Raw genomic sequence first — 24011 nt, 5'->3', positions numbered from 1 at the left:
TCGCGTAATCGGCTGGGGGGTCGTGATGGATGGTCGACGGTCTGCGGGGCCGCTCAGCTGCCCGGTCCGCTCACCACGAGCGTGCCCGTGGCGATCGACACCAGGATGAGGATGATGAAGATGCCGAGAGCCCACTTGCCGGCCGAGCGCTGCCACTTCCCCAGGTCCTGGCGGGTCATGTTGAGCAGCAGGTAGATGAACGCCGTCAACGGGCTCAGCATGTGGAAGGCCTGACCCATGAGGGAGGCGTAGCCGATCTGGAACTCGGTGAAGCCGTACGCCTCTCCCGCCGTGGCGAGCACGGGCAGCACGCCGTAGAAGAAGCCGTCGTTGGAGAGGAAGAACCCGCCGGGTGCCGAGATGAGGGTGGTGATCAGCGGCCACTGCGAGGCGAGTGATGCCGGGATGACATCGACCATGCTCTGCGCCACGGCATTGGACATGCCGCTGTTGGAGAACAGGCCGAGGAAGACGCCTGCCCCGATCACCATGACGACCGTCTGCAGCACGTCGGGCGACACCGAGTCGATGAACGCCTTGAGCTTGTCGATCTTGGGGAAGTTGATCAGGAACGCCAGCAGGGTCCCGACCAGGAAGATGAACACCGGGGCGAAGACGCCGAGGACGAGGAGCGTGAGTGCCGCGATCGTGAGCACCCAGTTGACGACCATCACGACCTTGCTCTTCCTCACGGTGAGCACAGCCACTCCGCCGTCTCCGGCCGGGGCGGCTCCACCGGGGCCACCGCCGCTCGCGCCGCCGAGGTCGCCGTCCGCCTCGCCGGTCTGGTCGTAGGCGGCCATCATGCGATCGATCTCATCATCCGTGAGTTCGACGATGCCGAGGCGCTTGCGCTCACGGAAGCCGAGGAACACGCACACGAGCAGCACGAAGACGACGGACGCGATCATGCCGGGGGCGAGGGCCCGCAGCATCTCATTGGGGTCGATGTCGGGCATGACCGCGAGCACACGGGCCGTGGGACCGCTCCACGGGAGCAGGTTGAGGATGGTGTTCATGAGGATGAGCACCACGGCGAGATCGAGCAGACGCATGCCCAGGCGTTGATAGATGGGGATGAGTGCGGTGCAGACGATCAAGGTGGTGGTCGTGCCGTCGCCCGAGAGCGAGACGATCGCCGAGATGATGCCCGTGCCGACCATGACCTTCAGCGGATCGCCCTTGGCGATCTTGAGGATGGCCTTGGTGACCGGGTCGAACAGGCCCACGTGAAGCATCACCGAGAAGAAGGTGATGGCGAACAGGAGCAGGAAGGCCGTGGCCGAGGTGGTGACCATGCCCTCCTTGGCCCAGTCGCCCATAGCCTGCAGCTGGTCGAGCACGGAGACGTCGGCCGCAGGCTTCTCGAGCTGTTCGGCCACGGTGTTCGTGAACACGCCGAGGAAGACGCCCAGCACGGTGAACGCCACCGGGATGAAGGCCAGGCCGACGAAGGGATGGATCTTGCGAGCCATGATCAGCGCCATGAAGACGATGATCATGACCCAGGCGAGTGCGGTGATCATGCTGTGTTCCACGCTCCTTCACGTAGAGGTCCCGGCAACCGGGAGAGATGAGTCAGGCGAGGAACGCGGCGTCTTGACGCTCGCGCAGCTCCCAGAGCAGTGAGTCGGCGGGGCGCTCGACCAGGTCGTAGGTGATGAGGGTGCCGGCGGGGATGTCGACGGCTGCGCGGTTGCCGGTGAGCAGGTGCGCCGCGGCGGGATTGCCTTCGCCGATCGCCGCACCGGGGACGATGCGCGCCGTGAGCTGAGGGCTGTGGTCGTTGCCGAACACCTCTCCGGCGGCGATGTCGCGAGCCGCGACCTTCACGAGGTCGAAGCGTGGGCGGTAGTCGTCGCCGCCCGTGTTGAGCCCGAGCAGTCCCGCGACAAGAAGAGAGGTCGAGGTCTCGACGCCGCACAGATGGTACGGGCGGTAGATCACCGTCGCGCTCCCGTCGGCATTCGCGATCTGGCCCTTGGTCACCATGATGTGGTTGGAGTATGCGTTGTCGGCGCGCACCACGATGAAGACGCCGCCGCCGAGTCCGGACTCCGCGGGCTCCCGGAGGCACGTGGCGAGATCGATGGTCCCGTCCTGGCGGATGACCCCGCCGTCGGCCTCGGGAGCGTAGGCCAGAGGGATCTCCGTGATCCGGAGCGGGGCGTGGAGCAGGGTGTCGACCTGGGGTGCGAAGCCGGTGTAGTTCGCGGCCACCGTCATCTCGCAGAGGTCGTAGGAGCCAGGCTGGGGGAGGGCAGCGAGTATCCTCGCCCGTTCGGCGATGTAGGCGGCTGCGGCGCCCTCGGGGATCGGGCCGAGGAACTCCGCGTCCTCCGGCGAGATCTGCACGGTCTCCTGGAAGGGCGGGTGGATCGTCTTGTCGGTGTGGATGGTCACGGTGGCGGCGTCCGGGTCGTAGACGAACTCCCCGTCGGTGGCCTTCCCCGCGGTGATGACGCTCAGGCCGATGGACTTCGCCCATTCGACGAGCTGGATGAGGAGGCCATGCTGGTCGCCGTCGACCGGGGTGTAGACGACGCCCTTCTCGTCGGCGAGGCGGCGGAGGATGGGGCCGATGGTCACGTCGAGATCCTTCGTGACCATCGCGACGTGCTTGCCGTTCGCGATGGCGTCGAAGGCGTAGCGGGCACCCGCCTCGGGGACCCCGGTGCTCTCCACGACGATGTCGACGGCTCCGATCCGAGCGACGATCGCGGGCTGGTCGGTGTACACCCGTCTGCCCTGGGCGATCGCCGCCTCGGCCTCGGCCGCGGTGGCCGCGTAGGCCACGTCGTCGTCGGTCCAGCCCGCCTTGGCGAGGGCCTCGCGAGCGTTGGCGAGGTCGACGTCCGCCACGACCGTGACGCGGAGGTACGGCGTGTGGCGCTCCTGGGTGACGATCGCGGTGGCGTACTGGCCGGCGCCGATCACCGCGGTGCGCACCTCATCACGGATGCGGAACGTGTCGAACATCTGCCGGTAGATCACGTGCGATCTCCATTGATCGTGGCCACAGGGCTCTCCTTCGAGTGGATGGGGGGGTGCCGAGGTCCAGACCGATCGGCTGCGTCTCGTCCATTGTGACCGTAAGTGGTCAACTGGTCAACCACTTACGACAAATTGGTCGACCACAAATTCACTGTGAGGTGTCTCAGCGCTCGGACGCGCTCAGGGTGGAGAGGAGGCGACCGCTCGCTCGGTCCATGTGCGACTCCATCGCGGCAGTCGCCGCCACCGGATCACCCTCCCGGATCGCCGCCAGCACGGGGACATGCTCGAGGTAGGAGACCTCGAAGCTCGATTCGGCGTCCATCACGCGGTGGATCCACACGCGGAGGAGGGCGGCGATGCTCTTCAGCATGTTGGCCAGGGCCACGTTCCCGGATGCGTCGGCGATCGCGAGGTGGAACGCCACGTCGGCGTCGACGAACTGCTCGGTGGTGCGGGCGTCCCGCATGGCATCGAGGGCTGTGCCGATCACGAGGAGGTCGTGGTCGTCGCGGCGCTGGGCGGCGAGGCCGCTCGTGATGCGCTCGAGGTGCTGTCTCGCCTCGACGAGATCCGTGGTGTGGCGCTCGCCGAGCAGCAGTCCCCACTCGATCACCCGCGGCAGCAGGTCAGAGTCGGCACCACGGTAATAGGTCCCGCCGCCGTGCCGGAACTCGATGAGCCCCAGAAGGCCGAGCGACTTGAGCGCTTCACGGATGGTGGAGCGGCCCACACCGAGCGACTCGCTCAGCTGGCGCTCGGAGGGGAGCTTCTCTCCCGGGCCCACGTGGCCCGCGCGGATGTAGTCGATGAGGGCGCGGGCGATCTCGTTGGAGGCCGGTTCGCTCGGCACGATCACGATGGGTCCCAGCCCCTCGATGCCGACGTTGCGGGCTCTCGGTGGCCGACCCGCGCGGGGTGTCGTCGCACCCTGAGTGTCGGATCCATCGCTGGCTGCCACTGTCGCATCCTCCCACTCGTCGCGACTCCAGCGTAGCGACTGGCCGGGACGTCGCGGTGGCAGGCCGGGCGTCATGGCATCATCGAGGGCATGACCTCGCAGCCGCCGCCCTACCAGCCCGCTCCGCAGACGCCGCAGGGCCCCACGACGCCGGCCACGGCCGCAGCTGCCCGCAACCGCTTCGGGCTCGCCGCGCTGATCGCGGGGATCGTGGCCTTCGTGGGGGCCTTCATCCCGATTTTCAACTTCCTCGCGGTGCTGATCGCGCTGGCGGCCGTGGTGCTCGGCATCATCGGCATCATCCGCACCGGGCCGAAGGGCTCCGCCGTCGCCGGGGCGGTCCTCGGATTCATCGCGCTCGTGCTCTCGAGCATCCTCGCGATCGTCTACACCTTCCTGTTCTTCGGCAACCTGCTCGACCCCGCGGGCAGCCCGGACGGCGTGCTCGACACCACCGAGATCCCGCTCGTCTACCAGGTCGAGGGCACCGGATCGGACGTCGACATCACCTACACGATCTCGGCCGACGGCGTCGAGACCACCGAGCAGGTCACCTCTCAGAGACTGCCCTTCGAGGAGGACTTCGACGTGGCCTTCGGCGGCGCCGACACCTACGCGAGCTACACGCTCACGGCCGTGAACGGGGCCGACGACGGCACGGTCATCTGCCGGATCATCCTCGACGGCCGCATCCTCGTGGAGCAGGAGAGCTCCGGAGCGTACGCGACCGCGAGCTGCACCACCAGCGCCTCGGAACTGCTCGACCAGGAGGGCGGCTCGCAGTAGGTTGGGCGGCATGACCGAGCGGATCGAGACCACCCACGCCGGAAGCCTTCCCCGCACACCCGAACTGATCGCGGCGAACGACGCGCGGCGAATCGCCGATGACGGCTTCACCCTCGAGCGCACCGCCGAGTTCGACGCACTGCTCTCGAGCGCGGTCGCCGACCTCGTGGCGCGCCAGGCCGACTACGGCATCACCGTGCCGGGCGACGGTGAGTTCGGCAAGGCCATGACGAGTGCGGTCGACTACGGCGCCTGGTGGTCGTACTCGTTCCAGCGCGTGGGCGGCCTCTCGGTGACCGATGTCGACGTCTTCAACGAGGGACCCGTGCGCTCCGAGCCCGGGAGGGTGAGGCTCACGAGCTTCACGGACCGGCGCGACCGCCAGGAGTTCGCCGACGCCTACGCCGACCCCGACTCGGGGATCGCCACGGGCTCGCGCGCCACGGCGTTCCCGAGCACGACGGGCCCGCTGCGCTACATCGGGCAGGAGGCCATCGCCTCCGATGTGCGGAACCTCCGCGACGCGCTCGACGCCACGGGAATCCAGGACGGCTTCATCACCTCGATCGCGCCCGGATCGGGCGCCCGCATCCGCAACGACTTCCACTCCACCGACGAGGAGCACATCTGGGCCTGGGCCGAGGTGATGCGCGATGAGTACACCGCCATCATCGACGGAGGGCTCATCCTGCAGCTCGACGACCCGTCGATGGCCGAGAACTGGGACCAGATCAACCCGGCGCCGACCGTGGAGGACTACCTGGCGTTCACCCGCATCCGGGTCGAAGCGCTCAACCATGCGCTCCGCGGTCTGCCGACCGACCGCATCCGCTACCACCTGTGCTGGGGCAGCTGGCACGGGCCGCACACCACCGACCTGGAGTTCCGGCACATCGCGCCGCTCATGCTCGAGGTGAACGCCGGGCAGTACACGTTCGAGGCCGCCAACGTGCGGCACGAGCACGAGTGGAAGGTGTGGCGCGACGTGGAGCTGCCCGAGGGCAAGAAGATCCTGCCCGGGGTTGTGAGCCACGCCACGAACGTGGTGGAGCATCCGGAGCTCATCGCCGACCGGATCGAGAACTTCGCGTCGCTCGTGGGGCCCTCGAACGTGATCGCGTCGACCGACTGCGGGCTCGGCGGCCGCGTGCACCCGCAGATCGCCGAGGCGAAGCTGCGGGCGCTGGGCGAGGGGGCGCGGATCGCGTCGCGGCGCATCTACGGCTGAGGGTCGAGCGGCAGCAGGTGGCGGCCTCGGCAAGCCAGCTGCAGCGCGAGCCGCTCCTCGGGGTCGTCGAGTTCGGAGTCGAGAATGCGCCGGATCGAGGCCATACGATAGCCGACGGCGTTGCGGTGGATGAACAGCGCCGTGGCCGTGGCCGAGACCGAGCCCTGGTGGTCGAGGAACGCCTGCAGGGTCTTCATGAGCGTCTCGGCCTTCTCCGGGGGCAGGGTGCGGAACGGCGCCAGCAGCCGTCTGGCCGACTCCTGCGACTCGTCGAGCGAGAACCAGTCGACCAGGGCCTGATCGAGGCCGAATTCGTCGAACACGGTGAATGAGCTCCTCGACGCCTTCGGCGCCATCCGCAGAACGGAGCGGGCTTCGGCCGCCGCCCGGCGCAGACCCGCGACTCCCTGGTGAACGCGACCGACTCCGCTCAGCACGCCCGCGGAGGAGGTCTCGCTCTCGACCAGCGCGGAGTGCACCGCCCTGGCGCTCTCTCGTGCCCGCTCTTCGCCCGCGCGCCCGGGATCCCGGGGCCAGGTGCAGATGAGCAGGAGGGCAGCGCCGACTCTGGCTGCGCGCCAGGTGGCGCCCGTCGTGCGCGCGGTGCGGAGAGCCGTGATGCGCACCGCCTCCTCCCGGCGGATCTGCTCGAGCGTCGGTGACTCTCCGCCCGTGCTCGGGCCGGAGGCTCGGCGCAAGGTGACCGCGAGCACGAGGTGCCAGCTCTCCGGGTCGAAGCCGAGCGTGCGGCTGCGGTCGCCGAGCTCGGACGACTCGCCCGATCGCGAGACGAGGAGCTCGGTGATGATGCTCGACAGCGTGCGTTCGGGTGCCTCGTCGGCCCGCGCGGCACCCGCACCGAGCGTCGCGAGCACCCGGAGCAGCACGGCGTCGATGTCGGCGTGCGCCCCCGGCGCCGTCGGCACCGACCAGACCTCTCCCGCACGCGCCGGGTCGGCCGAGGGCACGGCGGTGCGGCCGGGGCGGGCCGCTCCGATCTCGAGACCGGGGAGCACGGCGACCAGACGCTCGGCGACGAGCTCGGGGCTCCGGATTCCGGACGCCTCCGCGTGCTCGAGGATCTCGATCCCCTGCCGCAGTCGTACGAGCACCGCCGACTCCTCTCCCGCGAGCACCTGCGACAGGTCTCCCACCACCCGCCCGAGATCGGTGTCGGGAGGCACCGTGACGACGCCGACCGCCGCGCTCGCCGCGTCGAATCGGGGCGGTACGAGGATGGCGGGCGTGGGCAGCACGAGCGCGACCACTCCCCGGTGAGCGGCGCGGGCCAGCAGCGCGTCGAAGCGGAAGCCCCGCACGGGCGAGGCGGCGGCCCGGGTGAGCACGGCGATCGATCCGGGCGCGCAGTCGTCGATCCTGCCGTCGTCCTCGAGCAGGTGCACGCTCGAGGCGGCGCGATCGGGCGGGCCGGGGGAGACGACTGTTCCCCCGCCGGCGACGAGCACGCCGACAGCCACTCCTGCAGTCGTCATGCTGCATTCTTGTTCGTGACGCACAGTTGTCGCAAGTGGCTTGGGCGTGATGAACAAGAGGAGCCAGGCAAGGCGGCCGTAGCGTGGCGGCATGCAGATAGACCTCACGAATGTCGACGCCATGGCGACCGGATGTGCGTTCCTCGGCTGCGGGGGAGGGGGCGACGTCATCGCGGTGCAGGCCGCGAAGTATGCCCTCGAGACCCACGGCCCCGTTCCGGTGCTGCAGCTGAGCGACCTTTCGGATGACGCCCTCGTCCTGCCCTGCGCCGACATGGGCGCGCCCACCATCTTCTTCGAGAAGGTCGCGAACGGCGACGAGGGCCGCCTCCTGGTGGAGGAGATGTCGCGCATCTACGGCCGCCCCGTCGCCGCCCTCATGCCTGCCGAGATCGGCGGCTCCAACGGGCTCACTCCGATCGTCTGGGCCGCGCGCCTCGGTCTCCCGCTCGTCGACGCCGACGGCATCGGCCGGGCCTACCCCGAGCTCAACATGATCGCGCTCGAGCTCAACGGGGTCTCGATCAGCCCCGGGATCCTCGCCGACGAGCGCGGCAACGTCGTGACCGTGCGCAGCATCGACGGCCCTTGGATGGAGCGGATAGCGCGCAGCGTGGCAGTGGAGTTCGGCGGTGCCGCCGCGTTCGCCGGCTACCCCCTCACGGCAGCTGGCGCCAGGGAGGCCGCGGTGATCGGCTCCATCTCGCGTGCCATCGACATAGGCGAAGCTCTCTCCGGTCTCGAGGGCGACCGCGTTGCAGGACTCTGCCGGCACCTGGGCGCAGGGGAGGTCATCCGCGGCAAGATCGTGGAGATCGAAGGCCAGGTCGACGGCGGCTTCGTCGTGGGCTCGGCCACCATCGAGGGCTCAGGGGCGGATGCCGGGCGCACCGTGCGCCTGGAGTACCAGAACGAGTTCCTGGTGGCGTTCGAGAACGGCAGGCCGCTCGTGATGGTGCCCGACATCATCTCGCTGCTCGACGCCAACAGCGGAGACCCGATCGCGACCGAGCGCATGCGCTACGGGTTGCGGGTGGCCCTGGTCGGGCTCTCCGCGCCACCCATCTGGCTCACCGAGAAGGGCATCGCCCTCGGCGGGCCGCGCGCTTTCGGCTACGGCTTCGACTACGCCGGCATGATGGTCGGAGCATGAGCGGCACACCGCTGCTCCGCCTCGGCATCGACGTGGGAGGCACCAACACCGACGCGGTGCTGCTCGATGCCGACGGCTCCGTGCTGGCGTCGGCCAAGGTCGCGACCTCGAAGAACATCTCGAGCGGGGTCTCCGCCGCCGTGGCCGCGGTCTTCGCCGACGGCGCCCACCAGCCGGCCGAGGTGGGCTACGCGATGCTCGGCACCACGCACGCCACCAACGCCATCCTGCAGCGGCAGAACCTCGACACCGTCGCCGTTGTGCGCATCGGCTCGCCCGCCGGCCACGGAATCCCACCGCTGTTCGGCTGGCCCGACGACCTGCGGGCGGCCGTGTCGGTGGGGGAGACGATCGTGCCGGGCGGCTTCGAGTTCGACGGCCGCGAGATCGTGGCGTTCGAACCGGACGCCGTGCGCTCGTTCCTTGCAGCACTCCCTGACCGGCCGGACGGTCTCGCCATCGTCGGCATCTTCGCTCCCACCAAGGCCGATCACGAGCTCGCCGCGGCGGATGTCGCCCGCGAGCTGCTCGGCGACATCGACATCTCGCTGAGCTCGGAGATCGGTGGGATCGGGCTCATCGAGCGCGAGAACGCGACGGTGCTGAACGCCACCCTCAAGGCCGCCGCCCGAGAGGCGCTCCTCGGCTTCGAGAAGGCGCTGCGCGGTCACGGCATGAACCCGAAGCTGCTCTTCGCGCAGAACGACGGCACCCTCATGTCGATCGACCAGGCGCTGCGCACGCCCGTGCTGACCATCGGAAGCGGGCCCTCCAACAGCATCCGCGGTGCCGCCCAGCTCGCGGGGGCGACGTCGGGGATCGTGGCCGACGTCGGCGGCACCACGACGGACATCGGTGTGCTCGTCAACGGACTCCCGCGGGAGTCCTACGTCGGCCGCATGATCGGCGGTGTGCGCACCAACTTCAGGATGCCGGACATCGTGACGGTCGCCATCGGCGGCGGCACGATCATCCGCTCGGTCGACGGCCACCTGCGGCTGGGACCCGACAGCGTCGGGTGGCGGCTGCGGGAGAAGGCCCTCGTCTTCGGCGGTGACACCCCCACGCTCACGGATGCCGCCGTGCACGCGGGCCGGCTCTCGCTCGGCGACGCCTCCCGCCTCGCCGGCTACGAGTCGCTGCTCGAGGAGGCGATCGCCGAATCCGACCGGATGCTCGCCTTCGCGGTCGATCAGGCCAAGATCAGTCGCGAGAACGCACCGCTGATCGTGGTGGGCGGTGGCCGCGCGCTCGTGCCCACCGAGCTCCCGGGCGTCGACATCCTGCCGAGCCCGCTCCACTTCGACGTGGCCAACGCGATCGGGGCGGCGTCGGCCGCGATCGGTGCCGAGGCCGAGTCGGTCATCCCGCTCGACGGGCAGCGCAGTGAACGCGTCGCCGAACTGCACCGCGAGGCTCTGGATCGCGCGGTCGCCGCGGGCGCGCATCCGGGCTCGGTCGAGATCGTCTCGATCGAGGAGACCCCGCTCGCCTACCTGTCGCCTCCCGCGGTGCGATACCGCATCCGGGCGGCCGGCAGCATCGGCTCCCTGTGATCGTGCGGTCGGGCCGCCCGATCCCTGATTCCTGAACCTTCGATCCCGATCCCCACAACCCTACGTCCGGAGGACCGATGTCCCAGAAAGCACGCACCACCGGCACCACCACGTCCAGCTCGCCCTTCTCGTCCGCTGACGGCGGGGAGCTCCGCCGCAATGCGCTCGGGGCCGTCAACCTCCTGGCGCAGTCGGTGGCCGCCCTCGGCCCCGCGGCATCGGCTGCAGTGCTCGTGGGGCTCGTGGCTGCCCTCAGCGGCAACGGCAGCTGGCTCACCTGGCTGCTCGCGACGCTCTTCGCAGGTCTCGCCGCGTTCTGCTTCTCCGCCCTGGCGCGCCGCTACTCCACGAGCGGTGGGCTGGCGAGCCTCGTGAGCAAGGTGGGCGGGGCCATCCCCGGAACCGTCGTGACACTCGTCATCCTCGTGTTCGGAATCGGCTTCGCACCGTTCTTCGCGGTGGTCTTCGGCAACTACGCGCGCGACTACATCGTGCTTCTCGGCTACCAGGGGCCCACCTGGTGGCTCGTGCCCGCCTTCGGCATCCTGTCGATCCTGTTCTGCGCGTTCCTCTGCCTCCGCGACGTCGCGCTCTCGACACGCGTGATGCTCGTGATCGAGATCGGCTCGATGGCGGCGATCCTCGTGCTCATGGGGATCACCCTCGCCAACCACCCCGACCGCATCCTCGACACCGAGCAGCTCACTCTGAGCGGTGCCGGACTCTACGAGGTGGTGTTCGGGCTCGTGCTGGCGATGTTCATGTTCATCACCTTCGAGAGCAGCATCACCCTCGGGCGCGAGGCCCGCACCGCGCAGTCGACCGTCACCCGCTCGCTCTACGGATCCGTGCTCATCTCCGGGCTCTTCCTCGTGCTCTGCTCCTACGTCACGACCCTCGGCTTCGCCGCCGACGGCGCCGCGCTCGCCGAGAGCTTCAACCCCCTGGGCGACCTCGCGGCTATGGAAGGCGCGACCTGGCTGAGCTACGTCATCCAGCTCGGCATCGTGGCGGGCATGCTCGCCGGGATGGTGGCCTTCCTCACCTGGATGTCGCGAGTGGTGCTGTCGCTGTCGAAGGAACGGATCCTGCCCGCAGCCCTCGGCGGTGTCGATCGCAGGCACGGCACGCCGCGTCGGGCGATCTTCGGCATCATGGTGTTCCAACTCGTCGTCTTCATCGTGCTGTGCTTCACCGGTGGGGTGCAGGACCTGTCGCTGTACGGGCTCGTCGGGTCGGTCTTCACCCTCATCTACCTCTTCGCCTATGTGGTGGCACTGCTCACGATCGCCGTGGTGGCTGCGCGGCGCTGGCACCAGCCCGGCATCACGGTGGCGGCGGTGGTGGCCGCCGGAGCATTCGGCTACGTCATCTACAACTCGGTCGTACCGCTGCCCGCGTTCCCCACGGGGGTCTTCACGCTCGTGGCGCTCGGTCTCATGGTGCTGTTCGTGGTGGTGGCCCTCCTGGGATCGCGGAAGGGCGGGCTGCTGAGCCGGCTGGGGTCGAGCAGCGTGGAGTTGTGAGGCGGGGTGCGGCGTCGCAGCCGCTCGGTCTGGCGGGTGCTCTGACCTGCCACGTCGCATCCGCTCGGTGATCTGCGAGAGCATGGGGGGATGACCGCAACGCTCGTCGCCAAGGGGGTCGCCGGTGGGCACGACCACCGCACCCTGTTCAGTTCGCTCGATCTCGTGGTGGCGCCCGGCGACGTGGTGGGGGTCGTGGGGGCCAACGGCGCCGGCAAGTCGACCCTGCTGCGCATTCTCGCCGGGATCGACGAGCCGCTCGAGGGGAGCGTGTCGCTCGCGCCCGCCGACGCCTTCGTCGGCTGGCTGCCGCAGGAGCACGAGCGCGTGGTCGGCGAGACCGTGGCGGAGTATGTGGGGCGGCGGACGGGCACGACCCTCGCGACCGCCGAGATGGATGCGGCCGCGAACGCGCTCGCCTCTCCCGCAGAGCCGGGTGCGCCCGATCCGGCCGACGTGTACTCGAGCGCCCTCGAACGGTGGCTCGCCAGCGGCGCCGCCGACCTCGAGGAGCGCCTGCCCGTGGTGCTCGCCGAGCTCGGGCTCGAGCTGGCGGGGTCGGCGCTCATGACCTCGCTCTCGGGCGGGCAGGCCGCGCGGGTGGGGCTCGCGGCGCTGCTGCTCTCGCGCTTCGACATCGTGCTGCTCGACGAGCCCACGAACGACCTCGACCTCGACGGCCTCGAGCGGATCGAGGCCTTCATCACGGGGCTCCGTGGCGGGGTGGTTCTCGTGAGCCACGACCGCGAGTTCCTTGCGCGGAGCGTCACGCGCGTGGTCGAGCTCGACCTGGCTCAGGGCACGAACCGGGTCTACGGCGGCGGCTACGACGCCTTCCTCGAGGAGCGGGCCACCGCGCGCCGGCACGCGCGGGAGGAGTACGACGAGTTCGCCGCGAAGAAGGACGACCTCGTGTCGCGGGCCCGGGTGCAGCGCGAGTGGTCGAGCCAGGGCGTGCGGAATGCGATGAAGAAGTCGCCCGACAACGACAAGATCCGGCGCAAGGCCTCGGCCGAGTCGAGCGAGAAGCAGGCGCAGAAGGTGCGGCAGATGGAGAGCCGGATCGCGCGGCTCGACGAGGTGGAGGAGCCGCGCAAGGAGTGGCAGCTGCAGTTCACGATCGGAGCGGCGCCGCGCTCGTCGGGGGTCGTGTCGACGCTGTCGGCCGCCACCGTGACGCAGGGGTCGTTCACGCTCGGGCCGGTGTCGCTGCAGGTGTCGGCGGGGGACCGGATCGGCATCACGGGGCAGAACGGCGCCGGGAAGTCGACGCTGCTGCGGCTGCTGCTCGGGCGGGTCGCGCCCTCCTCGGGGACGGCCTCGCTCGGGGCGTCGGTGGCGATCGGGGAGATCGACCAGGCGCGGGCGGTGCTCGCGGGCTCGGTGCCGCTGGCCGCGCGGTTCGAGGAGCAGGTGCCGGAGTGGCCCGTGGCCGAGGTGCGCACGCTGCTGGCGAAGTTCGGGCTCAAGGCGGATCACGTGGGACGGCCGGTCGACGAGCTGTCGCCCGGAGAGCGCACCCGGGCGGGGCTCGCACTGCTGCAGGCGCGCGGGGTGAATCTGCTCGTGCTCGACGAGCCCACGAACCACCTCGATCTCGTGGCGATCGAGCAGCTGGAGGAGGCGCTGGAGTCGTACACGGGCACGCTGCTGCTCGTGACGCACGATCGGCGGATGCTGTCGACCGTGCGGCTCGATCGCCAGTGGGTGGTGGAGGCGGGGCAGGTCGTCGAGCGGTGAGGTGCGGTGGGGCGGGCGAGCCGTGCCGTCTGCGGAGGTGAGCGGCGACGGGATTCGTTCGGTTCGCCAAACGAGAGTGCATCCGGCGCGCCAGGAGGCTCGGTGGTCGGCAAATTTGCACCTCTGAACTGAAACGGGCGGAAACGGGGTCGATGCGGGTGATCGACAGCATGCGCGGGTGACGCCGGGGTCTGGGGCGTCGGCCACTACCCTGAGGGAATGAACCGCGGGCCCCGTGACTCCTGGATCGAGCATCGTCGTGGGGACGGCGAGCTCGTGGGGTGGATGCGGCCCGAGGGCGAGGGGTTCGTGGCCGTGGACCTGCTGGGGCGGGACCGATCGGCCGCCGTCGAGTGGCTCGAGGCCGAGGAACTGCTCGATGAACTCGGGATCGGGTATCTCGCTGACGCCTACCTGCTGCGGCAGGCCGGCGACGGGAGCGCGGACGGTGAACGCGGTGAAGCCGGCGACGTGGCGGGCGGTGAAGCCGGCGACGTGCGCGTGCGGATCGTCGAGGTCAGCACTGCCGGCATCCTGGTGAAGAGGGACGACTTCGGCGACGTGACTGCGTCGCTTCAGCAGTTCTCGCTCTCGTGGCCGATGCCCTACTCGCTCAGGCCCATGACGGCGGATGAGCTCCGCACGTGGTCTCCCTGGTGACTTGATCCCTGCGGCCGAGCGTGATTTCGAACGACGAGAGTGAGACGTGACATGACTGAGGTGCGGGACGAATTCGCGTTGCCGGCCAACGCTGCCGTGGCGGCACTCGAGGGCGACCTCGAGCACGAGGCCGTGGCGCCCGACGACGTGGTGGCCGGCGCGCCGACCACCGCGACCGCAGAACTCGTGGCCGAGGGTGATCGGCGGATCGGGCTGTGGGAGATCACACCCGGCGTCGTGACCGACACGGAGGCCGACGAGGTGTTCGTGGTGCTGGCGGGTCGTGGGCGGGTCGAGTTCTTGAGCCCGGTCGATGGTGGGGAGGCCGGAGAGATAGGTGCGGGGGAGCTGCCCGAGTCGCTCGAGCTCGTGCCGGGCACTGTCGGGCGGTTGGCTGCCGGCACCCGCACACGCTGGACGATCACCGAGACGCTGCGGAAGGTCTACATCCTCTGAGGCTGAGGCTGAGGCTGGGTCTGGGGCTGGGGCTGGGGCTGGGCCTGAGGCTGAGGCTGGGTCCGGCCGAGCTCAGCTGCCGTGGAGCGCGCGGCGGCGATCGCGTTCGGCGTCGGAGGCGGCCGCCTCCTCCGGGGTGGGAGCCGTTCCGCCGAGGTGCCTGGGCTGCCACCACTGGCCGGTGCCGTCGACGGGGTAGTCGCGCTGGAGGGTGTCGGTGAGCTCCTGCAGGGTCTCGCGGAGCCGGGCGGTGGCCGCCGCGACGTCGTCGCCCTCGGTGACGAGTTGCGGGGCACCGAAGGCGAAGTCGACCTGCACGCCAAGACGATCGCGCAGCCCCACCTTGCGGTTCTTGGTGAGAAGCCGCTGGCCGCCCCAGACCGCGACCGGGATGATCGGCACTCCTGCCTGGGCGGCCAGGCGCACAGCGCCCGACTTGAGGTCGCGCACCGTGAAGCTCGCGCTCACCCCGGCCTCGGGGAAGACACCGATGATCTCGCCGCGCTCGAGCGCCGCAACGGCCTGCGCGTAGGCCTCGCCGCCGGCGCTCATGTCGACCGGGATGTGCTTCATGCCCCGCAGCAGAGTGCCGACGACGGGCTTGTCGAAGGCGCGCTTGGTGGCCATGAAGCGCACGCGGCGGCGATTGTGCAGCCAGGTCTGCCACTCCACGAGAGCGAACTCGAGGTAGCCGAAGTGCGTCATGGCGAACACCGCGCCGCCCGAGGCCGGGATGTTCTCGAGGCCGGTGGCCCGGCGCTTCAACCGCCACGAGGCGAAGAGCGCTCGCCCCACCCCGATGGCGACGGTGTACACGGGTTCGGCTCGGCGACGGGGCATGCCCTTCACCGTACCCGGCCCCTTCCGACTTTCCTCGTGAGCATCCCGTCGACCTCCTGAGCGCTGCCCGTGAACTCGGCGGACGGCACTCGGCCCGGTGGCGAGGATCGTGCCGGGTGCCGGCCACCGGGATGCCTCGGCGACAGTCAGTCGGTGAAGATCTGGCCCACGGGCTCTCGCTTCTCGGCCTGGAAGGTGTCTTCGGCGCGGCCGTGCGCCCAATATGCCGAGAGCGAGAGGCGGGAACGTGGGATGCCCCACTGCTCGAGCAGGAGCGGCCGCAGCGCCTTCATGGCACCGCGCTCGCCGTGCACGAACACCTGCGTGTCTCCGACGGGAGCCGGAAGGGCGCGAAGAGCGTCGAGGAGCACCGCGCTCGTTCCCGGCTCTGCGCCCGAACGATGCACCCACACCAGCTCGATGCCGATGGGAACGACGAGGGCGATCTCGTCGGCGGGCCCGTCGACCTCCAGCACCGCGACGCCCTGCGCATCGGCGGGCATGGCCTCCAGAGCCGAAGCGATGGCCGGGATCGCCGCCTCATCGCCGGCCAGCACGTGGCGGTCGGCTGCCGGATCGGGTTCGTAGCCGCCGCCGATCCCGGCGAGCACGACCGTGTCGCCTGGCTGCGCATCCGCTGCCCAGGGGCCGGCCACGCCGGTGTCGCCGTGCACCACGAAGTCGATCCAGACCTCGCCCGCCTCCCGGTCGACGCGGCGCAGGGTGTACGTGCGCTGGGTGGGAAGCTCGTGCGGGGCGAGCGTCTCGCGCAGAGCCGCCAGATCGTAAGGCGGGACGAGCGACGATCCCTTCGGCGCGAAGAGCATCTTGGAGTACCGGTCGGTCTGGGTGGACTCGGGGATGGTGGCGATCGCCTCACCCTCGGCCACGATTCGCACGAGGTGCGGCGAGACGGCCTCGACGCGCTTGACCGTCAGGACCCGCTGCGGCTGCGGCGGCCGTGCGGCGCGCGCGCCTCCGGGTGAGGTGGCTGCGGGGCTCGCGGGGGCGGCGACGGCGGGCGAGTGCGATGGGGCGTCGGTCATGGGTCTCCTCGAGTGCGGGCCTCGGATGCGACCGGGCCGGCTTCGACGCTATCGCGGGAATCCGACGTCGAGGTCAAGCGGGTGACGATCTGTGGAGGAACGGCGAGGGCCGGCGCCGCTGTGAATAACCATCGGGCACGCCGAGGCCCCTGGGGCGCCGGAGCAGCCGTTCCTACACTGGAGGCATGACCGCCTCGCAGCAGCCCCCCGTGATCGTGATCCCGCAGGAATCGCCCGCACCGAACGCCTCCGACGACGAGTCGACCGCACCCCGGCAGCCCCAGAGCGGCGTGGGCGACGCCGCCAAGAACTTCGGCCGTGCCCTCGGCCGGGCCGCCGGACGCACCGCGGGGAAGGCCGCTCACGGTGCTCGCGAGGGCATCCGCAAGAACCCCACCGCGAACAGCGCCTACCGCACGGGTGTCGGCGTGGTCGGAGGCGGCACGGTCGCGCTCGGCGTGGTGCTCATGCCGCTTCCCGGCCCTGGAGCCCTCATCGCCCTCGGTGGTCTCGGCATCCTCTCGACCGAGTTCGACGGGGCGAAGAAGGTTCGCCGCTCTGCGGAAGGCGCCGCGAAGAAGGCCTACGGAGTCGCGAAGGAAGCCAGGGCCCGCCACCGGAATCGCCGGGACGCCGCGAAGAACCCCGCCGAGGGCGACCGGCGGAACTGATTCGCCGCAGGGATCAGCGCCGCAGAGCCCGGAACGCCTCGTCGAGCCCGTCGAGCCAGCCGCCCCAGTGCTCCTTCCAGGCGGCGCCCGCCTCGGCCGAGGGCAGCTTCTCGTGCGTCACGGTCACGCGCACGCGATCTTTCGGGGCGGGGTCGAGCGTCACGAGGATGGCGCCGAGCGGCTCGCCGCTCGCATCCGCGAGGCTGAAGCGGGGTGCCTTCGAGCCGGGCCGCGAGCGCAGGGCCGTCTGGTACCCGGGCACGAGCAGGGAACGCGTCGCGTCGTCGACGATGGCGTCGCGCAGCCCGTCGGCGGGGAGGTCGAGGATCTTCGAGCGGCTGATCGAGAAGGTGCCGTCGGGCATCTGACCGGGCGCCCGGATGCCGGTGATCCGCTCGTAGCCGACCACGACGCCCTGCCCCCACCAGCCGCCGAGGCCGTGCTCGCTCTGCACCCAGGCGGCGATGGCGGTGTGCCCCGCCTCGCGCCCGGGGCCTGCGTCGATGAGGTCGACCCACTCCTCCCAGTGCCGCCCGGTGGCCTCGACGATGGAGCGGTCGGGCGTCTCGGGCTCGGAGACCCAGGCCCGGGTGCGCGGCGGTTCCTCGGTGCGGCGTCCACTCATGTTGACAGCGTACACAATGTCGTTCGAGCGAGCACGACCCCGCCGGGGAGCGGGAGCCGCTCGGACGTCAGGCTGCCAGCAGCTCGTCGATCTGGCCCATGGCGAGGCGCATGCCGTCCTCCATGCCCATCGACACGAGCTGATCGAGCTGCTCGAGCGACCCGAACGACGCCACCGTCGTCATGCGCGTGCCGCTCTCGGTGGCGGTGAGCGTCACGACGGTGCGGGTGGTGGGCAGTTCGGTGTTCGGCTCGCCGTCGGCGTCTGCGAATCCGTCCTCGAACTCGAAGCGCGTGGGGGCGTCGACGATCTCGTTGCGCCACCAGCCTCCCGCCTTCTCTCCGTCGGGGCCGGTCATGTAGTAGCGCGACTCGCCACCCGCCACGAAGTCGTGCCGGTCGAACGTGGCGGGCCAGGTGGGCGGGCCCCACCAGCGCTCGAGCTGCCGGGCGTCGGCCCAGACCTGCCACACGCGCTCGGGCGGCTCGGGGAACTCGGCCACGAAGGTGAGGGTGAGGGCCTCGGTGTCTCGGTTCACGTCGATGACGGTCATCGTTCTGTTCCTTCCTTGTCGGGTGATGCGGTGCCGGGTGGTGCTCTGTCGGGCGACGCGGTGTCGGGTGGCGTGAGGATGTCGCCGATGCGGTCGAGGCGCTCGTGCCACAGCTGCTCGAACTGATCGAGCAGCAACGACGCGCGGCGCACCGAATCGAGGTTCGCGCGCACGATCTGCTCCTTGCCGCGACGCTCCTTGACGATGAGGAAGGCGCGCTCGAGCACCGCCACGTGCTTCTGCACCGCCGCCCAGCTCATCGCATAGCGGTCGGCGAGCGAGGAGATCGACCGCTCGTGCCGGATGGCCCGGCGCAGGATGTCGCGTCGGGTCGAGTCGGCGAGAGCGCGGAAGATCGCATCCGCTTCGGCCTCGCTCAGTTCTTGTATAACCATTTGGTTGTACGTTACGCCGCGAAGAGCCCGGACACAAGAGGCGAGGAGGAACGTCTAGCCGCGCGTCGTCGTGGTGTGCGGCGCGGGCGTTCCGAGCAGCTGCCGCACGGTCACGAGAGTGAAACCGCGGCCGAGCAGGCCGTCGAGCACCGCCGGTGTCAGGCGCGCGGTGTTCTCGTGGATGTCGTGCAGCAGCACGATCGAACCCGGCCCCGGCTGCTGCACGGCGCGGTCGAGGAGCAACGGATCGTCGGGCAGCTGCCAGTCGTTGGTGTCGACGGTCCAGAGGATCGCCGGCAGGTCGGTCTGCATCAGCACCCTTTCGTCGACCGCACCGTACGGGGGGCGGAAGGTCGAGGGTCGTGACCCCGTCGCATCCTGCACCGCCTGGCTCGTGCGATCGAGCTGCGCCTTGATCTGCTCGTCGGTGAGCTTGGTGAGGTCGGGGTGGTCCCAGGTGTGGTTGCCGATCTGGTGTCCGGTCGACTGCATGCGCGCGAGCGCCGACGGGTTGTTCGCGCTGCGGTAGCCCTGCACATAGAAGGTCGCGGCGGCGCGACGGGAGTCGAGGTCGTCGAGGATCTGCTCCGTGTGGGCCCCCGGCCCGTCGTCGAAGGTCACGGCGACGCAGGCGAACAGCCCGCAGTCGACGGCCTCCTGTCCGCGCGTCGGCCCGGGTGGGAGGGTGAACGCCGCCCCGGAGGCGAGCGCGGTCTGGATGAGGCGGCCGTTCTCGCTCAGCAGGGCGGCGGCCCGCTCGGGCGGGAGGGTGACGAAGAGCGGATCGGGTCGCGTCAGCCTTCCGAGCTCGTCGAGCTCGGGCACCGTGAATTCGCTCGTCAGGTGGAGCACGAGCGCCCCGTCGGCCGCGAACGAGAACAGGGAGAACCACGACCGCAGCTGCTCCACCGGGTAGTCGTCGACGCTCTGCACCATCTCCGGCCTGAGCGCACCTGCCGACACCTTGAGCGACTGCACGGTCTCGGTGAGGAGGGTGCGGAGTCCGTCGTCGCTGATGAGGGCGTCGCTCGTGGTGACGAAGGAGCCCATCGTGTCGGCGTAGTAGACGGTGGTCTCGTCGGCGGTGACCTGGCCGGCCGAGGCCGTCGTGACCCGCAGCGCCTCGACGAGCAGCGTGCCGACCGCGGCGATCACCTCGCACGTCACCGTGACGCTCGCTGCCGCGCCCTGCGGGGTGTGGGCCGGGTCGGCCACGAGCTCTGCCGCGGGGCGGGTGGAGGATCCGGCGACGCACCCGCGGTTCTCGGGGGAGAGGTCGGGGGCATCGGCGGCGGGGGAGTAGGCGACGCCGGTGGCGGCCTCGAGCGAGCGGATGGCGTCGGTGACGCGGCTGCGCACGACACCCGTGAAGGTGGCGTTGCCCGGGATCTCGCCCCAGCGGGCACCCACCGCGGCGGCGGGGTCGGCATTGAAGAGGAGGCGCACGTCGAGGCCGGCGGCGGTCGGTGGGGCGGGTTCGGGGTCGGCTGCGCCGGCGGCCTCCCCGATGTCGGTGGCGGCGCCGGAGACCGTGACGGCGGGCACGGCGGGTTCGCGGGGTGCCCAGCCGGCGGGTGCGGGCGGGATGCTGGCGCAGCCGGCCAGGAGGGCGGCGACGGCGAGGACGCTCGCGAGCGCGCCTGCGCGGCGCCGCCGGCCGAGGCGCTGAGGGGTGGTGCGGGTACGGCTCACGGGAGGCCTCCACCTGTCGCGGGGCTCGTAGGGGCTGGCGCGGTCGGGGGGACTCCGGAGAGGGTCGCTTCGGCGAGGAGGTCGGCCGTCACGGTGCGGTAGGCGGCGGCATCCGGCGCGCTCACGGTGGCGACGAGCACCAGCTCGACGGGCATCGTCGGGTCCGGGGCGGTGAGGGCGACGAGGACGATCGTCGATCCCCGGTCCTCTTCGGATGCTTCTGCTGCGGGGCCCTTCTCGACCCCGGTGGCGGAGGCACTCGCGTCGGCGTCGTCGTCGGCCGCCAGCTCGGTCCACCGGACCGAGTAGCCGGAGGAGAGCTCCTCGGTGTTCCAGGCGGCGGTCGCCGCAGCCGACGTGATGTCATGGGCGGCGAGGAGCCCGGTGAGGCTGGAACCCGCCGGGAGGAGTGTGAACTCGGCGCGGTAGGCGTCGTCGGGGGAGACGAGGGTGATCGTGTCGTCGGTGAGGAACGGCCCCACCCCGAGCACGAGCCAGCCGGCCGGGACGGTGACCGTCGCGGAGCCGGTCGCGCTGCGGAGGGTCTGGCCGGTGCTCGCGGTCATCCGCTCGCGCGGCGTCTCGGCGAGCACGGGCGGGAGGAGCGCGACGGCCACGGCTGCGGCGATCCCGAGCAGCACGAGCGTCGACGCCACCAGCACCAGGACGAGGCGCAGCGGAGACCGACCCCGGTCGAGCCTGTCGCGCGTGGTCATCTGATCGTGCTCTCGTCGTGGGTGGGCAGGCGGTGTCTGGGTCAGGGGGTGTGCGGGCCGGGTGGAAGCTCGGATCGAGGTCGCTGCGGGTGCTCGGGCGGCCTGTCGTGCGCGGCCGCGATCAGGATAGGCGACGGGGTGCGACACCCGCGGTGGCGACGCGGGATAAGCCGTGCTCGTGGCCGAAGCGTTATGTCCGGCCAGAGTCTGGGTTCCGCGGAATCTCGCGGAAGCGGGGCGCTCTGGCGTGGTGTCAAGCCCCGAAGTGGGGGTGCGGATCGCCTGCCGCCGCACCGCCCGCTCTGTCACGATGAAGGCCACCCGACCGGGGCGGACGCCCCAGAACGAAGAGGTTCCCGTGACTCGTCGCACCCACCACCGCACCGGCGTCGGCGCGGCGATCGCCGTGGTCGTGGCATCCGCTCTGCTCGTCACCGGATGCGCCGGAGGAACGTCGACGGCAGCACCCGCAGCGTCGTCCGCCGCTTCTTCCACGGGATCCGACTCCGCCGCGGCGACCCCCACTCCGACGCCCGCGGCCACCGACGCGCCCGTCGTGGTCGAAGAGCTCGGCAAGGGCGTGCAGGACGAGGCGGTCGATGTCGAGGTCGACGGCCCGGTGCAGGTGGCGTTCCGGCGCATCACGATCAAGCCGGGGGCCGGCACCGGCAAGCACTGCCACGACGGTCGCCTGATCGCCGTCGTGGAGGAGGGGGCGCTCACCCATTACGCGCCGATCTACCCGGAGGGTGTGCACGTCTACGAGACGGGTGACTCCATCGAGGAGGGCCCGGGCTACGTGCACGAGGGCAAGAACGAGGGCACCGAGAACGTGGTGCTGCTCGTGACCTACATCATCCCGGCCGGCGACCCTCTCGCCGAGACCGACCTCACCCACTGCGACCCCGAGTAGCGCTCCCACCGATTCCCGCGCGGGTCGCGCGGACGTGCTCCCACTGCCCGCTCAGCGGGCGGCCGCCGCCCGCGCCGCCTCCTCCACCCGCGCCACGTGCGCCGCGAGCTCGGAGACCGTGCGCGACGGGATGTTCGGGTCGTCCGGCCGCTGCCCGATGCTGCCGTCGATCAGCTCGCGCAGGATGTCGGCGTGCCCCGCATGCCGCGCGGTCTCGACGCACATGTGGGTGAGGATCTGCTGCAGCGTGACCGCTCGCCGCTCCGGCGGCCACCACGGCACCTCGCCGCGAGCGTCCCACCCGAGCTCCTCGATCGTGGCGTCGCTCAGCTCGGCCGAGTGGTGGTGCAGCTCGACGATGGAGGCACGCGACTCGTCGGCCGCCGCCCACATGTCGGCGTCGTCTGGCGCGCCCTCGGCGAGCCAGGGAAGCTCCCGCCGCGGCCGGCCGAACACCTCCCCGAAGTAGCCGAGCTCGACACTCGCCACGTGCTTCACGAGCCCGAGCAGGTTGGTGCCCGAGGCCGTGAGCGGGCGGCGCACCTCGTACTCGCCGAGGCCGTCGAGCTTGCCGAGCAGATCGGAGCGCCTGAGCTTGAGGTAGCCGTGCATCATCGCGAGGTCGGCGGCGTGGGTCGATGCGTCCATGAGCAGACTCTGCACCCGACCACCGACATCCGCGACACCGGATGAGAAATGCTCGCAAAGCATGCGCATCGAACGCCACATGTGTCTACACTGTCTGCAGCGGCAGGCCCTGGGAACGGTCGACGAACGACGAAAGGTCACTCCATGCCCTCTTCCCGCCGATCCACGCCGCGGCGCGCCTCCCTCGCCGCGGCCGTGGTCGCGTCGACGCTCTGCGCCGTGCTCCTCGCCCCGGCCGGTGCCTCCTACGCCGCGGGGGAGCCGATGCCCGGCCCCGCCCTCGACATCCACGACCCGGTCGCACTCCTCCAGGCGCTCGCGCCGGACGAGCTCGCCCAGACCAGCACCCCGCCCACGCCGGCCGAGGCCGAAGCACTGCGAGCCGAGGTCGGCATCGACCCGTTCCGACTCGGTCTGCCGAGCACGCCCGCCGACCCGCTCACCCTCTCGCCCGCGCAGACCGAGGGTGCCGGACAGGCCGTCTCCCTCACGATCGACGGAGCCGTGGGCCAGCCGCGCACCGACTCCGGCATCACGTCCTTCGACCTGGCGTCGCCCGCCGAGGAGGGTGAGGCCACCGCCGCGGCCTACATCCAGCCCGTGCAGAACGGGGTCCGCCTCCTCACTGCCCTCGCCTCACCGGCCGCAGGCACCGCCTTCGACTACACCTTCGACCTGCCCGACGGCGCCTACGCCACCGAGCTCCCCACCGGCCAGACCCTCCTCTCCGACGCCACCCACGCCTACATCGGCACCCTCGAGCCCGCCTGGGCCAGAGATGCCACCGGCGCCTCCCTCCCCACCCGCTACACCTGGAACGGCGACACCCTCACCCAGCACGTCGACCTCGCAGCCGACACCACCTTCCCCGTGCTCCTCGACCCCACCTGGTACTACGCCTACGACTACTCGGCCAACAAGCCGGGTTGGCGAGCCAACTACCCGAAGGCCACCGAGAGCAGGGTCTCGCAGCTGCTGCACACGTGCTTCAACTGCTACTTCCCGATCAACGGGGCGCCGAGGGGTTATCCGGTCGACAATCAGGTGATCTCCCTCAATGCCAGCCCGTTCTCGTGTCAACTCACGGCGGCACCGGTGAAGGTGCAGACGGCGAACGGCGGAGCAATGCAGTTCCTCGCCCGACCCGGCCACTTCGACGGGGAGGGTTCACTGATCACGTTCTCGTGGTACAACGATCCTTCCGGCTACATCCATCTGTATGTTCACGCCATGATCAAGCGCGACCTCGGGCCTGGCCCCAACATCGCCAACTCGCAGATCGCGGGCGCCACCTGGCTGCGCTATTGGCAGGTCGTGGCTGACAGCGCTCGACCGGGAACCGGAGGCGTGTGATCGCTC

23 protein-coding genes are annotated in these 24011 nt (G+C 70.5%); 11 read left to right on the top strand and 12 right to left on the bottom strand.

The genetic code is table 11. The features are described 5' to 3' along the window. Positions 1–53: 53 nt before the first annotated feature. From N1028_RS11355 to N1028_RS11345, 3 genes are all read right to left on the bottom strand, one after another. A complete protein-coding gene (locus tag N1028_RS11355) occupies positions 54–1526 on the bottom strand; it encodes a citrate:proton symporter (protein ID WP_259528903.1) in 1473 nt (490 codons plus the stop codon). A 52-nt stretch (positions 1527–1578) separates the two neighbouring features. Further along, complete coding sequence (locus N1028_RS11350) at positions 1579–2994, bottom strand: NAD(P)H-dependent oxidoreductase (protein WP_259528901.1); 1416 nt, start codon at positions 2992–2994, stop codon at positions 1579–1581. Positions 2995–3157: 163 nt separating this feature from the next. Next, positions 3158–3955: a FadR/GntR family transcriptional regulator gene (locus N1028_RS11345; RefSeq protein ID WP_259528892.1), complete on the bottom strand. Its 798-nt coding sequence runs from the start codon at positions 3953–3955 to the stop codon at positions 3158–3160. Positions 3956–4045: 90 nt separating this feature from the next. On the opposite strand from N1028_RS11345, the gene N1028_RS11340 reads away from it, so the two are divergent. Continuing rightward, positions 4046–4741 carry a hypothetical protein gene (locus N1028_RS11340; RefSeq protein WP_259528890.1) on the top strand — a complete coding sequence of 232 codons (696 nt, stop codon included), beginning with the start codon at positions 4046–4048 and terminating at the stop codon, positions 4739–4741. A 10-nt stretch (positions 4742–4751) separates the two neighbouring features. After that, a complete protein-coding gene (locus N1028_RS11335) occupies positions 4752–5969 on the top strand; it encodes a cobalamin-independent methionine synthase II family protein (protein ID WP_259528887.1) in 1218 nt (405 codons plus the stop codon). Here the strand turns inward: N1028_RS11335 and N1028_RS11330 are convergent. Further along, positions 5960–7462 (bottom strand): PucR family transcriptional regulator, encoded by a 1503-nt coding sequence (locus N1028_RS11330; RefSeq protein WP_259528884.1) that lies wholly within the window; start codon positions 7460–7462, stop codon positions 5960–5962. The two genes, N1028_RS11335 and N1028_RS11330, sit on opposite strands and share 10 nt — an antisense overlap. A gap of 91 nt (positions 7463–7553) precedes the next feature. Between N1028_RS11330 and N1028_RS11325 the strand changes: the two genes are divergently transcribed. From N1028_RS11325 to N1028_RS11300, 6 genes are all read left to right on the top strand, one after another. Further along, positions 7554–8615 (top strand): S-methyl thiohydantoin desulfurase family protein, encoded by a 1062-nt coding sequence (locus N1028_RS11325; RefSeq protein ID WP_259528883.1) that lies wholly within the window; start codon positions 7554–7556, stop codon positions 8613–8615. Further along, a complete protein-coding gene (locus N1028_RS11320) occupies positions 8612–10171 on the top strand; it encodes a hydantoinase/oxoprolinase family protein (RefSeq protein ID WP_259528874.1) in 1560 nt (519 codons plus the stop codon). The genes N1028_RS11325 and N1028_RS11320 overlap by 4 nt, the downstream gene beginning before the upstream one ends. 77 nt (positions 10172–10248) lie before the next feature. Further along, positions 10249–11697, top strand: coding sequence for an APC family permease (locus tag N1028_RS11315; protein ID WP_259528872.1), 1449 nt, complete (start codon positions 10249–10251; stop codon positions 11695–11697). Between the two features lie 90 nt (positions 11698–11787). Beyond that, complete coding sequence (locus N1028_RS11310; protein WP_259528869.1) at positions 11788–13437, top strand: ABC-F family ATP-binding cassette domain-containing protein; 1650 nt, start codon at positions 11788–11790, stop codon at positions 13435–13437. A gap of 219 nt (positions 13438–13656) precedes the next feature. Next, positions 13657–14097, top strand: coding sequence for a hypothetical protein (locus N1028_RS11305; RefSeq protein ID WP_259528867.1), 441 nt, complete (start codon positions 13657–13659; stop codon positions 14095–14097). 51 nt (positions 14098–14148) lie between these two features. After that, positions 14149–14553 carry a cupin domain-containing protein gene (locus N1028_RS11300; RefSeq protein ID WP_259528864.1) on the top strand — a complete coding sequence of 135 codons (405 nt, stop codon included), beginning with the start codon at positions 14149–14151 and terminating at the stop codon, positions 14551–14553. A gap of 72 nt (positions 14554–14625) precedes the next feature. On the opposite strand, the gene N1028_RS11295 is transcribed toward N1028_RS11300, so the two are convergent. Next, positions 14626–15393, bottom strand: a complete 768-nt coding sequence (locus tag N1028_RS11295; protein ID WP_259528856.1) for a lysophospholipid acyltransferase family protein — start codon at positions 15391–15393, stop codon at positions 14626–14628. Between the two features lie 146 nt (positions 15394–15539). Continuing rightward, positions 15540–16439 carry a siderophore-interacting protein gene (locus N1028_RS11290; RefSeq protein WP_259528855.1) on the bottom strand — a complete coding sequence of 300 codons (900 nt, stop codon included), beginning with the start codon at positions 16437–16439 and terminating at the stop codon, positions 15540–15542. 185 nt (positions 16440–16624) lie between these two features. On the opposite strand from N1028_RS11290, the gene N1028_RS11285 reads away from it, so the two are divergent. Beyond that, positions 16625–17110, top strand: a complete 486-nt coding sequence (locus N1028_RS11285; protein ID WP_259528853.1) for a PGPGW domain-containing protein — start codon at positions 16625–16627, stop codon at positions 17108–17110. Between the two features lie 13 nt (positions 17111–17123). Here N1028_RS11285 and N1028_RS11280 read toward each other — a convergent pair whose 3' ends face one another. The 5 genes from N1028_RS11280 to N1028_RS11260 form a co-directional block, all read right to left on the bottom strand. Next, positions 17124–17735: a DUF4287 domain-containing protein gene (locus N1028_RS11280; protein WP_259528850.1), complete on the bottom strand. Its 612-nt coding sequence runs from the start codon at positions 17733–17735 to the stop codon at positions 17124–17126. 67 nt (positions 17736–17802) lie between these two features. Next, positions 17803–18288 carry an SRPBCC family protein gene (locus N1028_RS11275; protein ID WP_259528849.1) on the bottom strand — a complete coding sequence of 162 codons (486 nt, stop codon included), beginning with the start codon at positions 18286–18288 and terminating at the stop codon, positions 17803–17805. Next, the gene (locus tag N1028_RS11270; RefSeq protein WP_259528847.1) at positions 18285–18683 is read right to left on the bottom strand and encodes an ArsR/SmtB family transcription factor; all 399 of its coding nucleotides are present in this window, start codon (positions 18681–18683) and stop codon (positions 18285–18287) included. Before N1028_RS11270 ends, N1028_RS11275 begins: the two co-directional genes overlap by 4 nt. A 54-nt stretch (positions 18684–18737) precedes the next feature. Beyond that, positions 18738–20375, bottom strand: coding sequence for a polysaccharide deacetylase family protein (locus N1028_RS11265; RefSeq protein ID WP_259528844.1), 1638 nt, complete (start codon positions 20373–20375; stop codon positions 18738–18740). After that, the gene (locus tag N1028_RS11260; RefSeq protein ID WP_259528836.1) at positions 20372–21091 is read right to left on the bottom strand and encodes a hypothetical protein; all 720 of its coding nucleotides are present in this window, start codon (positions 21089–21091) and stop codon (positions 20372–20374) included. Before N1028_RS11260 ends, N1028_RS11265 begins: the two co-directional genes overlap by 4 nt. Before the next feature lie 358 nt (positions 21092–21449). On the opposite strand from N1028_RS11260, the gene N1028_RS11255 reads away from it, so the two are divergent. Next, positions 21450–22004: a cupin domain-containing protein gene (locus N1028_RS11255; protein ID WP_259528835.1), complete on the top strand. Its 555-nt coding sequence runs from the start codon at positions 21450–21452 to the stop codon at positions 22002–22004. A gap of 51 nt (positions 22005–22055) precedes the next feature. On the opposite strand, the gene N1028_RS11250 is transcribed toward N1028_RS11255, so the two are convergent. Beyond that, a complete protein-coding gene (locus tag N1028_RS11250) occupies positions 22056–22652 on the bottom strand; it encodes a DinB family protein (RefSeq protein ID WP_259528827.1) in 597 nt (198 codons plus the stop codon). A gap of 144 nt (positions 22653–22796) precedes the next feature. Here N1028_RS11250 and N1028_RS11245 point away from each other — a divergent pair, with 144 nt between their 5' ends. Beyond that, on the top strand, positions 22797–24005 hold the full coding sequence (locus N1028_RS11245) for a hypothetical protein (protein WP_259528803.1): 1209 nt from the start codon (positions 22797–22799) through the stop codon (positions 24003–24005). Positions 24006–24011 lie beyond the last annotated feature (6 nt).

The sequence above is a fragment of the Herbiconiux oxytropis genome, from assembly GCF_024979315.1.
GTDB lineage: Bacteria > Actinomycetota > Actinomycetes > Actinomycetales > Microbacteriaceae > Herbiconiux > Herbiconiux oxytropis.
This window is presented reverse-complemented; position numbering and strand designations above follow the sequence as displayed.